This window comes from Thioclava litoralis, from assembly GCF_045278885.1.
Taxonomy (GTDB): domain Bacteria; phylum Pseudomonadota; class Alphaproteobacteria; order Rhodobacterales; family Rhodobacteraceae; genus Thioclava; species Thioclava litoralis.
In genome coordinates this window covers 1,420,454-1,434,110 of the sequence record NZ_CP135443.1, presented here as the reverse complement: position 1 = coordinate 1,434,110, position 13,657 = coordinate 1,420,454, and the positions used below count along the sequence as shown (strand labels likewise).

13 protein-coding genes, 1 tRNA gene and 2 pseudogenes are annotated in these 13,657 nt (G+C 54.9%); 8 read left to right on the top strand and 8 right to left on the bottom strand.

Annotated features, from left to right (window positions below; all coding sequences use genetic code 11):
• Nucleotides 1-4 precede the first annotated feature (4 nt).
• Entirely contained in the window at nt 5-2,032 is a 2,028-nt protein-coding gene (locus tag RPE78_RS07030; protein ID WP_406720155.1) for a flagellar hook-length control protein FliK, read from the bottom strand.
• A gap of 110 nt (nt 2,033-2,142) precedes the next feature.
• Between RPE78_RS07030 and RPE78_RS07025 the strand changes: the two genes are divergently transcribed.
• From RPE78_RS07025 to RPE78_RS06990, 8 genes are all read left to right on the top strand, one after another.
• Nucleotides 2,143-2,448 carry a rod-binding protein gene (locus RPE78_RS07025; protein WP_406720154.1) on the top strand — a complete coding sequence of 102 codons (306 nt, stop codon included), beginning with the start codon at nt 2,143-2,145 and terminating at the stop codon, nt 2,446-2,448.
• On the top strand, nt 2,441-2,785 hold the full coding sequence (locus RPE78_RS07020) for a hypothetical protein (protein ID WP_406720153.1): 345 nt from the start codon (nt 2,441-2,443) through the stop codon (nt 2,783-2,785). The genes RPE78_RS07025 and RPE78_RS07020 overlap by 8 nt, the downstream gene beginning before the upstream one ends.
• 225 nt (nt 2,786-3,010) lie before the next feature.
• Nucleotides 3,011-3,907, top strand: coding sequence for a flagellin (locus RPE78_RS07015; RefSeq protein ID WP_406720152.1), 897 nt, complete (start codon nt 3,011-3,013; stop codon nt 3,905-3,907).
• 23 nt (nt 3,908-3,930) lie between these two features.
• A complete protein-coding gene (gene flaF / locus RPE78_RS07010) occupies nt 3,931-4,374 on the top strand; it encodes a flagellar biosynthesis regulator FlaF (protein ID WP_406720151.1) in 444 nt (147 codons plus the stop codon).
• Nucleotides 4,371-4,775 (top strand): flagellar biosynthesis repressor FlbT, encoded by a 405-nt coding sequence (flbT, locus tag RPE78_RS07005; protein WP_339108782.1) that lies wholly within the window; start codon nt 4,371-4,373, stop codon nt 4,773-4,775. Before flaF ends, flbT begins: the two co-directional genes overlap by 4 nt.
• On the top strand, nt 4,772-5,584 hold the full coding sequence (locus RPE78_RS07000) for a DUF1217 domain-containing protein (RefSeq protein ID WP_339108781.1): 813 nt from the start codon (nt 4,772-4,774) through the stop codon (nt 5,582-5,584). The genes flbT and RPE78_RS07000 overlap by 4 nt, the downstream gene beginning before the upstream one ends.
• A 423-nt stretch (nt 5,585-6,007) precedes the next feature.
• A tRNA-Ala gene (locus tag RPE78_RS06995) sits at nt 6,008-6,083 on the top strand.
• A gap of 168 nt (nt 6,084-6,251) precedes the next feature.
• Complete coding sequence (locus RPE78_RS06990) at nt 6,252-6,758, top strand: AAA family ATPase (RefSeq protein ID WP_406720150.1); 507 nt, start codon at nt 6,252-6,254, stop codon at nt 6,756-6,758.
• On the opposite strand, the gene RPE78_RS06985 is transcribed toward RPE78_RS06990, so the two are convergent.
• The 7 genes and pseudogenes from RPE78_RS06985 to flgK form a co-directional block, all read right to left on the bottom strand.
• Nucleotides 6,701-6,859 (bottom strand): tyrosine-type recombinase/integrase, encoded by a 159-nt coding sequence (locus RPE78_RS06985; RefSeq protein ID WP_406720149.1) that lies wholly within the window; start codon nt 6,857-6,859, stop codon nt 6,701-6,703. The two genes, RPE78_RS06990 and RPE78_RS06985, sit on opposite strands and share 58 nt — an antisense overlap.
• Before the next feature lie 51 nt (nt 6,860-6,910).
• Nucleotides 6,911-8,332, bottom strand: a pseudogene (locus RPE78_RS06980) (contractile injection system protein, VgrG/Pvc8 family).
• 382 nt (nt 8,333-8,714) lie between these two features.
• On the bottom strand, nt 8,715-9,122 hold the full coding sequence (locus RPE78_RS06975; protein WP_406720148.1) for a hypothetical protein: 408 nt from the start codon (nt 9,120-9,122) through the stop codon (nt 8,715-8,717).
• A 30-nt stretch (nt 9,123-9,152) separates the two neighbouring features.
• Nucleotides 9,153-9,248, bottom strand: a pseudogene (locus tag RPE78_RS06970) (alpha/beta fold hydrolase); the annotation flags it as partial.
• 818 nt (nt 9,249-10,066) lie between these two features.
• Nucleotides 10,067-11,164, bottom strand: a complete 1,098-nt coding sequence (locus tag RPE78_RS06965; RefSeq protein ID WP_406720147.1) for a flagellar basal body P-ring protein FlgI — start codon at nt 11,162-11,164, stop codon at nt 10,067-10,069.
• Nucleotides 11,164-12,177, bottom strand: a complete 1,014-nt coding sequence (locus RPE78_RS06960) for a flagellin (RefSeq protein ID WP_339108759.1) — start codon at nt 12,175-12,177, stop codon at nt 11,164-11,166. Before RPE78_RS06960 ends, RPE78_RS06965 begins: the two co-directional genes overlap by 1 nt.
• Nucleotide 12,178: 1 nt before the next feature.
• Nucleotides 12,179-13,633, bottom strand: a complete 1,455-nt coding sequence (gene flgK / locus RPE78_RS06955; protein WP_406720146.1) for a flagellar hook-associated protein FlgK — start codon at nt 13,631-13,633, stop codon at nt 12,179-12,181.
• Nucleotides 13,634-13,657 lie beyond the last annotated feature (24 nt).

The following is a 13,657-nucleotide window of genomic DNA, read 5'->3' as shown; positions in this document are numbered from 1 at the left end:
TCTGTCACATTCTGAGATCCAGCCCCCCCAGCAACGAGCCGGAGGTGCGTGAGGGATTAAGATCGTTTGAAACAGGTCCCATCGTGAACGCTGTCTGTGTCCCGCGTTCAGCACGGATACGGTCGACTTGCTCGGCAAGTTCTTGGGAGTTTTTCCCACCCTGCCCCTGATCGGTAAAATTCAGATTTACATCGGTATAGCCAAGCTCCCGCAGGTCGCGGCTGAGCATATCGGCATTGCGTCGCATCAGATCGAGGGTCTCGGGCCGGTCTGCATAGATCATGACGGACATGCCCTGATCGCTATGATGCAGGACCATGCGTACTTTCCCCAGCTCTTCAGGCGCAAGAGTGAGCTCGACCGAATCGTCCGAGCTATTGCTCAATGCGCGGGTAAGTTGCTGCGAAATGTTGTGCGCCGTAGCTTGCTGTAATGCAGGTTGTGCGGTTGCGGGACCCGACGTCAGATGGGTCGTACTGGTGGCGGACAGGGTGAAGCGCAGTTGCTCGTCTTCCGTCGCCTCAGCCCCCTCTGGCGAGATCACCTGCATCTCTGCCGCTGCATTTTGCAGACTTGCCGGTGGCGCGGTCGTGGCGGCCGAGGCGCTGGTGACCGCGAAGGCGGTTTCAGGTTTGACGGTTGCCGGCGCGCCGGTCGTCATTGGTGTCTGCACACTGTCGGCATGGATTTGCTCGCGGATCTCCTTACGGGCCGTAACATATTTTTCGGCCCCCATCTGCACGTGAGCCGCGGTTTGCATGGCAAGCGACGGCTGCGTAACGGCGGCTGTGCTGGCCTGTGCCTGCGGCGTCAGATCTGCCGTGCGAGCATCGGTATCGCGTACCGCCTGCGAATCGCCCGTCGCTTGCGCAGCCTCTAACGAGACCTGTGGCGCGGTAGCGGGGCCGGCTGTCCGCATCGGAGCACCGGATTGGATCTTCACCTCCCCCTCGGGTGCTGCCTGGTCTGTTCCTGTCGAGGGCACCTGCGCAAGCTCGATACGTTCCGGTACCTCCAAAAGGGTCATCCCATCGGGAAGGGCGACGCTGCCGTCCTGCGGTTTTTGAGCCGTAGCGAGTTGCGACGTAGCCTGGGCCGGGCTCGACGTAACAGACAAAGGGGCTGCAGATTGCGAGATATGCGAAGCCTCGGTCGCGTGTCGTGGGAACGCGGCTGCGGTTCGAGATGCTTCCTGCATATCCTCTCCTTGCATAGCAGCGAAGGGCACGGTCTCGGACGCGGCTTTAACGTCCGAAAGTCGCGCGCCCCCCCCAGAGGCTGGATCATTCGCACTCTGCGCAGGAGCTTGGCGCACATCAGTGCTATCTGACGCGGCAATCGTCGCCTGCTTTTCGTGATGGGGAACGGACATATTCTGGAGCGGAGCGCTCTCTGGCTGTGTCAGAGCGACTGCCCTATCGTCGTCCCCAAACGCATTGGCAGGTTGTTGGTCCGCCCCTGAAACTGAGCCCAGCATGGACATCGTTTGCTCGGACGCGACCAGATCGCTCTGCGTGGTCAGAGATGCGGCTTTCTGCGGCTCTGCCCCCTTTGGATCAGGGTCATTTTCCGCATTAAATGTCTTGGAAGGTGCCGCCTGTTGGACTTGCAGAACGGGCGCGGGGGCAATCACGTCACCGGACGGCGCGGCTTCCAAAGCGTCCGTATCTGCCGCATCTTCCGCCTGAGCGGGAAGAGCAGAAGAGGCCGGTTCTGCAATCTCTGTCTTTGGTTCGGGCAGCACTTGCGCAGAAGGCTCGGAGGCATCGCGCAACATTGGCTGGACATCGGCTCTGACCGCAGTCACGGTGCCATCCGCACTTCGACTTTTGCCTTGCGCTAGCGTGGGCATATCTTTTGCACGCGCCCCTGCGGCTTCTGCCGGAGCCGCGCCACCTTGAGCATATGCTGAAAATTCTGCGAAAAACTCGGAGCCGCCTTCTGTCTTTGCGGCCTGGGCCGAATCGGTGCCAGCTGCTTGTCCCTTTGCTGCAAAGGGGAACTGCGCTGCTAATGAGTCAAAACTGGTCATGATCCTCAAGACTTCTGCCTATGATGATCTGCATATTGCCTCAATGAGGTTACCGCTTCTTTACCGCAAGCTGGCAAAAAGGGGTGAATGCGAATGATGCGGAGAATCCCATGCAAGTCACACAGACAGGATTGCCCCTCTCTATAGGGAGTTCCCAGACGCCCCGTGTGGTCAGTGCTGAAACACAAGAGAAAATGCACAAAACGGCGCAGGCGCTGGAAGCGAGCTTTTTGTCCGAAATGCTGAAATATACCGGCCTGGGCGAAAATAAGTCTGAATTTTCAGGGGGAGTCGGTGAAGAACAATTCTCGTCTTTCCTGCGGGAAGAACAAGCCAAGGAGATGGCGAAGGCTGGTGGAATCGGCCTTGCCGAAACAATTTTCAACGCAATGCTGAAGAGGGCCCAGAATGGCTGAGAAAGATGATGCCGTGATTGAAGAGCTGATTGATCTTCTGCGAATCGAGCGTGACGTAATCCGGAAGGCAGAATTTGATGCGATGGCGGATATCGCCGCGCGCAAAGAATCGCTCCTGCTACAGGTGAAAGATATTCCAGCGCAAAAACTGCGGCGTGCACATGAGATGTCGCGGCAGAATCAGCACCTGCTGTCGGCGGCACTGAAAGGGATACGGGCCGCGCAGATTCGTCTCTCGGCGATCCAGAAAGCGGCGCATAGTTTCGGAAGCTACGATAAATCTGGTCGTCCGCAGAGGATTGTTGGCACGCAGGGATCTATAGAGAAGCGCGCGTAAACCATTTTAATCAAATGCAATCTATCTAGGGCCGGCCACAGTGCCGGCCTTAGCATTTCGTTAGGGGAGATAGTGCAAATATGCCCCTGCATCCAGTGAATGGGTGGCGCGCTCCGGGAACCGGGACGCATGTGTCAGAAGGACCTGTGCACTCGCTCCGACAAGATGTCGGGCGGTTTATAGACACCTTCGCGCAAAAGCGCACATATCTGAGGACCCAAAACTATGTCCAGCATTCTGACCAACAATGGCGCAATGGTTGCACTTCAAACCCTGAAGTCGATCAACTCCTCGCTGAATGATACCCAGTCGGCCATCTCGACCGGTAAGGATATCAACTCGGCAAAAGATAACGCGTCCGTTTGGGCAATTTCGAAAGTGATGGAGTCGGATGTTGCCGGCTACAACGCAATCGAAGACTCCCTGTCTCTTGGCGAATCGACCGTTGCTGTTGCCTCCACCGGGGCAGAGCAGATTGTCGAAAAGCTCAAAGAGATCAAAGAGAAAGTTGTTTCGGCAACCGGCGAGAATGTCGATAATGACAAGATCTCGAGCGAAGTCGATGAACTGAAGAGCCAGATCCAATCGATCATTGGTGCTTCGCAGTTCAACGGTGCGAACCTGCTCGACAGCTCGACGGTAACTACCGGTACTTCTGCTACCAACGGTATCACCGTCCTGTCATCGCTTGATCGCGACAATACCGGTGCAGTTACTGCGTCCAATATCACTGTGGCCTCGGCAGATTTCACCGACAAGTTCACGACCACGGGTGTAACGGTTGGTACGGGCACTAGCGCAGCGACCTACAAACTCGCGGATATCAAAGTTGATACTTCTAGTAATGCAGAAGGTTCTCTGGACGCGATCGAAGCTCTGATCGACACCGCAACGGCCGAAGCCGCTAAGTTGGGTGCATCGTCTGCCCGTATTACCGACCAGAAAGACTTCATCTCGAAGCTGTCTGACTCGGTGACCTCGGGGATCGGTTCGCTCGTCGACGCCGATATGGAAGAGACCTCGGCGCGTCTGCAGGCTCTGCAGGTTCAGCAGCAGCTGGGCACGCAAGCTCTGTCGATTGCCAATCAGGCGCCTCAACAGCTCCTGTCGCTGTTCCGTTAATGAGCATCTGAGGGGCGCAGCATATGCGCCCCTCAACCACCTGGCAAAATGCCGGGGTTTTAAACTTGCAGCCACAGGAAGGGCTTCTCGTGAACGCTTATGCTCAGGCCAAAACGGCCTATTCCACTCCAAATCAGGCTATTCGTACCGACCGAGATATCGAATACGAAGCCATCGCGCGCATAACAAGCCGTCTTCGCGGCGTGTTGGGCAAAGAGCTCGAAAAATTCCCGGATCTCGCTGACGCTATTAATCGCAACCGCAAGCTCTGGAAAATTCTTGCGGAAGATGTTGCAACCTCAGGAAATGGTTTGCCTGACCTGCTGCGTGCACGGATTCTTTTTCTCCAAAAATTCACCGATGCGCATAGCTCGAAGGTTCTGGCGCGCAAGGCGTCGGTTGCCCCTCTCATCGAAATAAACACTGCCATCATGCGTGGCCTTCGACCGACTGGAGGCGCTAAGTGAGTGGTTTGGTTCTAAAACTCGCTCCCAAAGAGCGTGTCCTCATCAACGGTGCCGTAATCGAAAATGGTGACCGACGGTCTCGTCTGGCCATTATGACGCCCAATGCAAACATTTTGCGCCTGCGCGATGCCATCCATCCCGAAGAGGCAAATACGCCCGTACGGCGTGTGTGCTATGTTGCCCAGCTCGTGCTTTCCGGAGATAACAATCCGGAAGAAACAAGAATGCAACTTCTGCGGGGTATTGAGCAACTGAGTCAGGTCCTCACGGATCACGACAGTCGTACGCAACTTGCAATCGCTACGAAATCTGTTCTTGAAGAGCAGCATTATCAAGCGCTTAAAGCGCTGCGTAGCTTGCTTCCAAGGGAGGAGCGGCTTCTGGCCGCCGCGCGCCAATGACCTATCAACCCATTGTCCCATTAAGCGGTTATGCAGGCTGGAAAGTCTTGACGCGGACAATGGAGACGCAGAAGGCAGCTTTTACTGCCTCTGCGACGGTTCAAAGTGATGAAGAATATTTCCGAGAAAACATCGGAAATATTTCTTCCGCAGAAGAATTGGTGTCTGACTACAAGCTATTGAAGGTTGCTCTTGGCGCTTTCGGTCTTGATGATGATATTCAGAACAAGTTCTTTATCAAGAAAGTTCTCGAAGAAGGCACAATTAGCGAGGATGCTTTTGCCAACAAGCTAACGGATAGTCGCTATTCCGACCTTGCAAGCGCATTCGGATTTGATTTTACGCCTCCGAATACAGCCCTGAGTAGCTTCTCGGATGAAATCCTAACGCAATACGAGGACCGCCAGTTTGAGTTGGCGGTTGGCGATAGTGATGAGACTTATCGATTTGCTCTCAATGTACAGCGCGAACTCCCAGAGTTAGCCGCAGAAGACGGCTCTGAGAATACGAAATGGTACACAATTATTGGCAATGAAGCTCTCGCAACTGTCGTCCGGACTGGTTTGGGCTTACCGGAAAGCGTTGCTTCTCTCGATGTTGATCAACAGTTGACCGTTTATAAACAAAAAGCGCAGCAGGTTTTTGGTTCTGACGATGTATCTCAGTTCACAGACAGTGAAAATGTCGAAAAACTCATAAAATACTACCTGTTACGAGAGCAAGTAATGAATGGTAGTACCGCTACAAGCTCAAGTTCCATAGCCTTAACACTGCTTCAAAATGCATCGAGTTTTTCCGCGCGATTCTAAAAATATATGATCTCATTCGGAATTATATGAAGATCGGCTACACTGTGCGAGGAAGTTCCTTGAACTTAGTGGGAATTGTTTTCCACCACAAGCTTTAGGATGCTCATCAGAGAAGAACGGACAGCGCCGTATCTCATATGCGTGGGCGACTTCCACGTCAGTCACATGGAAAAGTGCCAAGGCGCGCCGCGCAAATGCGCTACGGTTCGCGCCAGATATCCTCCGCACCTAGGTGATGCGGATTGTTTGCATACATCTGCTCCTTCAGAACTGACGCAAACTCTCAGTTACAGGGAGCAGTTTTGCGAGAGGCAGAATCAGTGGTACATTGTGTACAATTTAAAAAGCAGATCGACGATCTTTTTCTCTTGCTCCTACCGGAATTCCCCCCTAAGAGATGCTCAAGCAAAGCAATTTGCTGACGGGGCCTTAGCTCAGCTGGGAGAGCGCTTGCATGGCATGCAAGAGGTCAGGGGTTCGATCCCCCTAGGCTCCACCAAATATAATTGAAAAGTACCAGATAGTTCTGCCTTTATCGTCAGAGGATTTGCCTCTACCGCGCAGACGAGTGCTGTTTTCCTTACGAAAATCCATGCTGCCTTGATCAGCGCTTACGGCGCGTTGATCGCCTCGCAGCCTTTCCCCCAGTCAAACCCGAGGATGCCCCATGAGCGACCGTTTCTTCGTCGTGACGGGCGGCCCCGGTGCGGGCAAGACTAGCCTGATCATCGAGCTTCCCCGTCGCGGCCTCCACACAATCCCCGAATCCGGCCGCGCGATCATTCTCGAAGAATTGCAGCGCGGCGGAGACGCCCTCCCCTGGGCCGATCGCCTTGCCAATGCCGAACGAATGCTGGAGCAGGACCTGCGCGCCTACAGCGCCGCACAGGCACTCTCAGGCGCCGTGATCTTCGACCGCGGCATCCCTGATATCTTGGGCTACCTGACCCTCTGCGGCCTCCCCGTGCCGCCCCACGTCGCCGCAGCAGCCAAGTCAGCCCGCTACAACCGTCGCGCCTTCCTGGCGCCGCTCTGGGATAAGATCTTCCCGCAAGACAGCGAACGCAAACAGACTCGCGCCGAAGCCGAAGCGACCTGTGCCATCACACGGGAGACCTACACCGCGGTCGGATACCAAATCACGGAGTTGCCACGCGCCGCCGTCCGAGTGTAGTGCGCTGTGTGCCGGGGGTCTCGATGGCCCAGGTAATCCTGAATGACCCGCAGATCGCGGCCCTTGTTTGCCAAGGCGAAACCGCAGGAATGGCGAAGCATAAGGATGTCAGTTGGATCGCCGTGAAGGTCGGTTCCTCTTGGTATCCCGCCTTAGCGAACCAGCCGGGATTTGAGGGCATTTCCTACGACGAATTGCGCGAGGGCACGCGTGACATACCGGGCAGCGGCTTTCGGGCAGCATATCTCCTTGGATGGGCAGGTTTGGCAGATAGCCTTCAGGCACCGGTATTTCTTTCGCCCACCAGTATCCTGCCCCCGGTTCGGATCGGAATAGTTGCGTCTGAACTGTTTGAGGGCATGGCCCTCAGGGCAGATATACTGATCATTCTTCTCGTCCCACTGGAAGTCCGAGCGGGAGAAAGTGCCATCGGTCCGCTCCGACTTGTCGATCACCGGGATGAAGGGAATGATGCTACGCTTCTCGACCAGCCAGCCCAGGTTCTCGGCATTGCCGTAGGCGGTGTCGGCGGCCAGCCAGTCCGACTTGATGCCAAAGCGTTTTTCGGTCCTGTCCAGCATCGTGCGCGCAGCTCCGACCTCGGCCTGGCGGATTGCCCGGTTCAGCGGGGAAACGATCCCCCGGATCGTTTCCTGTTCCGCTTCACCCTCAACGTCCATGATCACCGAGCTCTTGGTGTCGATCAGGTAGTTGGTGGCATAGGCAAAATAGGGGCGACTTTCCTCGGCGCGGGTCCATTGTGCTGCCGGATCGGACTTGGCCACGAACTTGGGCTGGACAGGCGATGCCGCGCCAAAAGCAGCGTCATCCAGTGTCTCCAGATATTCCCGTGCAGCCCTGTTGCCGGCTTCGCGTGCGGCCTCGGGGCTCCAGTCTTCCGCTGCGATAGACCGGATCTTGTTGGCATCAGCCGAGATCAGGCTCGCATCGACTGCAAAACCCTCTCCGGCGACCAAGTCTTTCTTCAGGCAACGCTCGACCGTGAAGGGCACGGCGCCGATGGTCGCATGGGCCTCGACGGCATCGCTAAGAACCATCTCATGCGCGCCCTCGGAATGGGTGAAGTGATAGCTGATGCCGTGGCGATCCATCATCCGCGTAGCAAAGGCCATGTCGGATTCGCGGTATTGCACGGTATATTCCAGCTCGGGGTAGTCGTTCGCCAGATTAACCGTCAGCTTGCCCGCATCCGAGTAGTTTCCCAAAAGCTCGGTCAGGAGCTCGACCACGGTTTTATTATGGAAGATCCGTTGGTTGCGGCGCAGGCTGGCCAGGAAGAACCACGGCTAAAGGCGCAGGCGGTACTTGTGCCCGTTATCGCCGGTGCCCAGCCAGCGGGCCTCGGTCACGATCCCGTCGAAATACTGGTCACTCCCCTCGCGGGTGACAAGCGCGACACTTGCATGCGTCCCGATCAGCGCGTCGAAATCGACATCCGCCGAAGAGGCCAGACAGTCCACCTGATAGTCGAACAGAGCGTTGATATAGTCGGTCCCGTCAAACCGCTGCAGCACCAGAACATCCGAGCCAAGAACAGTGGTAAGCCGCCCCATACGGGCATCCTACGAGAAAAATACAGACATAATAAGAGCCAGTGATGAAATGGATGCACAATAAATTACGCACAACCATGACTACCGCAAGACACATGACGTTGATTTAGCGGTTGGCGGCTGGCTAAAGTAGAAATCCGGCGAATTCTTGCCGCGCCTAAAGCGGACACTCGTGGGGCCTTGTAGGAACGGCCGCAACGGGCCGACATGGTGTCGCGACCCTCCTGCTGGGATCGCCGCGCCACCGCATGACCGGTTTGAGCCCAAACTGCTTATCTAAGTGGTGGTCACGAGGGGGCGCGCACCGTTGTGCTTTATAACTATAGCGATTGCTTCCCAGAGCGCCTCTGGAGCCTCATGCAGCGGATAATGTCCGGCACCGTCAATAGTCGTGCAGGTTAGCAGCTCGACCGCAGATCCGGTCAATCCGGCTTTGTAATCGGACATATCCCCCCCCCTCGAAAGCACCTCGCACATATAAGACTGGGGTCATAACCGGAGCGTTCCATCCCGCGTTATCCAAGGCATCCTGCCTGAATGCCCGGTAGAGCTCAACCCCCTGATGCAGCGCAGATTCAGTGGCATAGCTGCGCACATATTCCGAACGCATTTCCAGTGTGATCGCTTCCGGCCGCTGCGCATAGTCATAGAAGTAATCGAAATAAGGCGCGATATTTCCCGTGATCAGCCTTTCTGGCAGGTCAGGAATGGCATTGAAGGCGAAGTGCCAAAGATAGGGGGGCGCCAAAACCGCATTCCACGGTGCCAGACCGGGAATGACCGTGTTCATGATCACCGCCCCGCTCAATTGGGGAAACTGTCACAGATACGCATAGGCAATCATCCCGCCGACATCGTGGCCGATCAAAACAACGTCGCTCAGTCCGAGCGTTTCAATGAATTCATGAATGACCCCAGCTAGAAATGCCTTGCTTCAATTGGAGGCCTCAAACGCTGATTTCCAAATACCTGGCAAATCGACGGCGATACAGCGACAACTGTCGGAGGCTCGGCTCATCAGGGCATAACAAGATGAGGCGTCTAACGGCCAGCCATGAAGAAAAACGAGCGTAGGCCTGTTGGCTTCTCCCGTTTCGATGAAATGAAGCTTGGCTTGAGAGAGAGCAACTGTGTCTTCGTGCTGATGAAGGCTGGCCCGAGGCCTCGCCGCTATGGAGCAATCTATGGATCTTTTTTGACATGGCTTGCTCAACGACATGAAGATCCGGCCTTCACAGGCGTGCGTCGGCTAGTCTTCGAGTACATCGTGAAAACATATCCTGTTCCCTTTGGCAGCAATCTACTGCGCATACGCGTGGATACACAGTTTGTGTACCCCCTCCAGAAAGGCGCGAGGGCGTTCGGGATCGACGAACGAATGCTTCACCGATGCGCTGATGGCTGCAATGATGCTTCGCCGTGGCGGTGGCAGAGGTCCGTCAATGGATCCAGTGAAAAGCCTGATGGATCGGGCAGCGTGGCGATGGTAGTCTCTGACATGTGGCATATCCCTTTCTCGGCTGAGAATTGACGCGTCTGAACACAGCCGTCACATGCCGCCCCTCAGGGCATCACCAACTTTCACGCGTTACTCCAATCACCAAGCCCTAAGCACATCCAGAAAATGCTGTGCTGTACCGCAACAGGGCTGCGCGATTAACCAGCCACTACACATCAAACAATCATACGGCAACTCATCGCCAATCTTTAGGACACCCCCAATAGGGATTTCTATCAATTTACCACGAATTCTGCGTGTAAGGCACCTGCTGCATTGATACTTTTCAGGATATCAATCATGTCACGCGGAGAAACTCCCAGAGCGTTCAGGCCTGCAACCACTTCCGAAAGGGAATTTCCGCTGGGGACTTCTGCCATTTGAATACCAGGTTCCTCGGTAATTGAGGCCTCTGTACGCGGGACAACAACCGTTTGCCCCTCTGCAAACGGGTTGGGCTGCACCGCAACAGGCGCTTCTTGAACGCGCAACGTCAGATTGCCTTGGCTCACAGCGACCCGCGAAATGCGGACATTTTCTCCCATAACAATCGTACCAGAACGCTGATCGACAACTACACGCGCGCGCTGCTCGGGCTCTACTTCCAAGTTTTCGATACGACTCATGACATGCGCCGTAGAACGCTGTCCTGTTTGCGCAATATTAAGGGTAACAGTTCCTGAATCTTGCATTGCGGCGACATTTCGCCCGAACTCAGTATTGATTACAGCCTCGATTCTATTCGCAGTCGTGAAGTCAGGCGTCCTGAGAGCAAGGCGAAGACGATCCAGACTGTTAAATTCAAATGCGATTTCACGCTCGACATGAGCGCCAGAAGGAATCGAACCGGATGTCGGCACTCCCTGAGTTACAGTAGCCGCGTCCCCCTGAGCCGTCGCACCACCCGCGATGATCTCCCCTTGCGCCACAGCATAGATTTCGCCATCCGCAGCTTTGAGAGGGGTCATAATCAAGGTACCACCAAGAAGGCTGGTTGCATCGCCAATAGCCGAAACCGTAACATCAATGGAACTACCTGCGCGCGCGAAAGGGGGCAATTCAGCAGTTACCAGAACGGCCGCAACATTTTTGGGCCGAGATGTTTCCCCGGTAACGTTAACGCCCAAGCGCTCAAGTACGTTTGTCATAATTTCTTCGGTAAAAGGTGCATTCCGCAAGCCGTCGCCAGTGCCGTTGAGGCCGACGACCAAGCCATAACCAACGATGTCATTGCCACGGACACCGTCAAATTCGACCAAATCCTTAATCCGAATTGGAGAAGCCCAAGACAACGACGGGATCAAGCATAGGATTAGAAACAGAAAAATACGCATCAGATATAGTCCGCCAAGGTCAGCTGAGAAAGACGCGAAGTAATCTCATACAGTGTTTCAAGTTGGTTCTGCGCCGCGATTAAGGCTGTCGACGTCTCGTAAGGCTCTGCGGTAATCAGATTATTCCTTGCAATTTCCAAACTGCTGCTCTCGGCATCATTTCGGGTTGCCGCACTTTCGATTTGCTCTTCAGCCGCACCGATGCTGCTGCGAGACGCCGACATTTCAAGCGAGGCAGCACTAAGCACCGATCCGGCTTCAACCATCAGCGCCGAACGTGTCTCGTCACTCAGCGTACCGTCATCATTGGCAGCGATACGGGCGAGCATGGCGCCCTTCAAGGATTCCCGAATCTCGGATGATTGAGCAGTCACTTCGAGCTGAATCGATTCGTTTTCAGACACTTTCACCGCACCAAGTGGATCTCGTGACCCTTGATAGGATTGATCCAGATAGCCGCCCCCACCTGCCGGCGCATCGAAAAATGCCTCTACTGCAGCGATAATTCCGGCGCTTGTTGTGTCTCCTCCAACCGCCGTCATAACCTGACTATACATCTCGTCAGCATCAACAACCGGTGGTGTATTGGTTGCGGCACCACTAAAGACAAAGCGTCCAGCAACCGAACTATTTAACGCGGAAACAATCGTTGAGAGGCTAGTTTTTGCTTTTGTAGACAATGTCTCAAGCGAGGTCGGGTCTCCGGAGGAGCCGATCGAGATCATGTCAGGCCCGAAATTAATCGCATAATCCTGGATCGTGCCAAGCGCGTTTTGCATCATTTCTGCGGTCAACGAGACCTCGGTCGTTGCAAGCGAATATGACTCGAGATTATCCAAGCTACGCGTAATTGCCGAAAGCTGCGTAAAATCGCCGCCGACGGCTTTACCAACATCGGATTTCAGGCCGGTCGTAGCCTCCTGGCTAAGCGTCGTTACCAGATTTTTGAGACCGGTATTATGCTTACGCAGCGAATAGACCTGCGCCATATCACCAACAGAATAGTAGCTCATATCAGATCTCCAGAAGCTGCTGCATCAGAGTGTCCAACGTTTGCATTACTTTTGCGTTAGCAGCGTAGGATTGCTCGATTTGAAGCAAAGATTGAAGCTCCTGATCCGTATCGACCCCGAGCGAAAGCTCTTCCTCGACCAATGCATCCTGTTTGGCCGTCGTGTAACTTTCTGTCATCTCGGCGCTTTGGCGGGCAGACGAGTAATTAGACAGCAATTCTGACATTAAACCGGATGCAGAATAGCTTGTCCCACCAAATGCCGAGGAAGACGCCGAACGACTCTCGATCAGAGCGTCAGCGATACCGTTCAGCAAAGTACTATTGCCGACATCGCCTGCAGTACTTGCATAAAGGCCATCGCGAACGCGCCAAACCTCCCCGCCCTCAGACGGGTCAATCAGTTCATTCACCTCGATTCGTCCAGCCAGTCCAAGTTCATCTGTGCTATCAAAAGCGGAACCAGCATCCGTGAAAAAGCCCGCACTGCCAGACGTAATCGTCGTATCGGCACCAGATGCGCCAAGACGCTCGATGAGATCGCGCGCCACAGAATCAATCTGCTCTTGCGCGGCGGGGGCCAGTTCATCTCGCACCTCGAACAAGGCAGACAGCGTGCCGCCTCCCAAAGCCCCATTCGACGTGGTGCTGACCGGCTCGCCATTGATCGTCAGCCCAGAAAGCGTACCGCCTTCCAGAGAAAAATTAGGCGCCATGCGTCCACTGGTGGAATAGCCGATTTCATAGGCCTTACCATCCAACAAGGTCGCACCATTGGTCGAATAAAGTGCAACCTGACCGTTATCCCGTTGATAAACCTGTAACGGCACAATCTCTGAAATCTGATCAATCAGTGCCTGACGCTGGTCCATCAAAGCGGCGGCATCGCGGCCATTGGTCGATGCCTTAAGGATCGCATCATTCAGGTCATCTACCTGCGATAGGGTAGAATTCAACAGATCGACCTGCTTACCGATTTGCTGATCCGCACCTAGACGAATATCGTTGATATCGTCCGACATCGAATTCAGTTGTTCCGCAACCGTCTTGGCCGTGTTCACCACTGTCGTCAGACGTCCGGTGCTATCGGGCGAACTCGCCGCTTCGACCAATGCCGATTCGAAATTTGCCATTTTCGCGGACAGGGAGCTATCACTGGTCGGGTCTCCGATCATATCCTCGATCGAGGCATAGAAATCCGCGACAACGCCCGCTTCGCCGGCAGCCGCATCGGCAAGACGTCGATCCTGGATAAGGCTCTCATTGACCTGACGCGTTACACCATCAATACGAACGCCATAGCCAACGCCCCCGGCAGAGACAGCCGATGTTTCGACTGTCCGCCGCCCATACCCCTCTGTCATCGCGTTCGCGACGTTTGAGGACACAACTTGCGCCATTTTGCTCGAAACGGTCAGCCCCGAAAGCGCATTGGTAAAAGCGGCGGAAAGCGACATCTTCTGTCTCCTTAGAGAGCGATC

Coding starts and splice junctions, on each gene's coding strand:
- RPE78_RS07030 (WP_406720155.1), bottom strand. CDS start 2,032: ATGACCAGTTTTGACTCATTAGCAGCGCAGTTCCCCTTTGCAGCAAAG.
- RPE78_RS07025 (WP_406720154.1), top strand. CDS start 2,143: ATGCAAGTCACACAGACAGGATTGCCCCTCTCTATAGGGAGTTCCCAG.
- RPE78_RS07020 (WP_406720153.1), top strand. CDS start 2,441: ATGGCTGAGAAAGATGATGCCGTGATTGAAGAGCTGATTGATCTTCTG.
- RPE78_RS07015 (WP_406720152.1), top strand. CDS start 3,011: ATGTCCAGCATTCTGACCAACAATGGCGCAATGGTTGCACTTCAAACC.
- flaF (WP_406720151.1), top strand. CDS start 3,931: ATGCGCCCCTCAACCACCTGGCAAAATGCCGGGGTTTTAAACTTGCAG.
- RPE78_RS07000 (WP_339108781.1), top strand. CDS start 4,772: ATGACCTATCAACCCATTGTCCCATTAAGCGGTTATGCAGGCTGGAAA.
- RPE78_RS06990 (WP_406720150.1), top strand. CDS start 6,252: ATGAGCGACCGTTTCTTCGTCGTGACGGGCGGCCCCGGTGCGGGCAAG.
- RPE78_RS06985 (WP_406720149.1), bottom strand. CDS start 6,859: ATGCTTCGCCATTCCTGCGGTTTCGCCTTGGCAAACAAGGGCCGCGAT.
- RPE78_RS06975 (WP_406720148.1), bottom strand. CDS start 9,122: ATGAACACGGTCATTCCCGGTCTGGCACCGTGGAATGCGGTTTTGGCG.
- RPE78_RS06965 (WP_406720147.1), bottom strand. CDS start 11,164: ATGCGTATTTTTCTGTTTCTAATCCTATGCTTGATCCCGTCGTTGTCT.
- RPE78_RS06960 (WP_339108759.1), bottom strand. CDS start 12,177: ATGAGCTACTATTCTGTTGGTGATATGGCGCAGGTCTATTCGCTGCGT.
- flgK (WP_406720146.1), bottom strand. CDS start 13,633: ATGTCGCTTTCCGCCGCTTTTACCAATGCGCTTTCGGGGCTGACCGTT.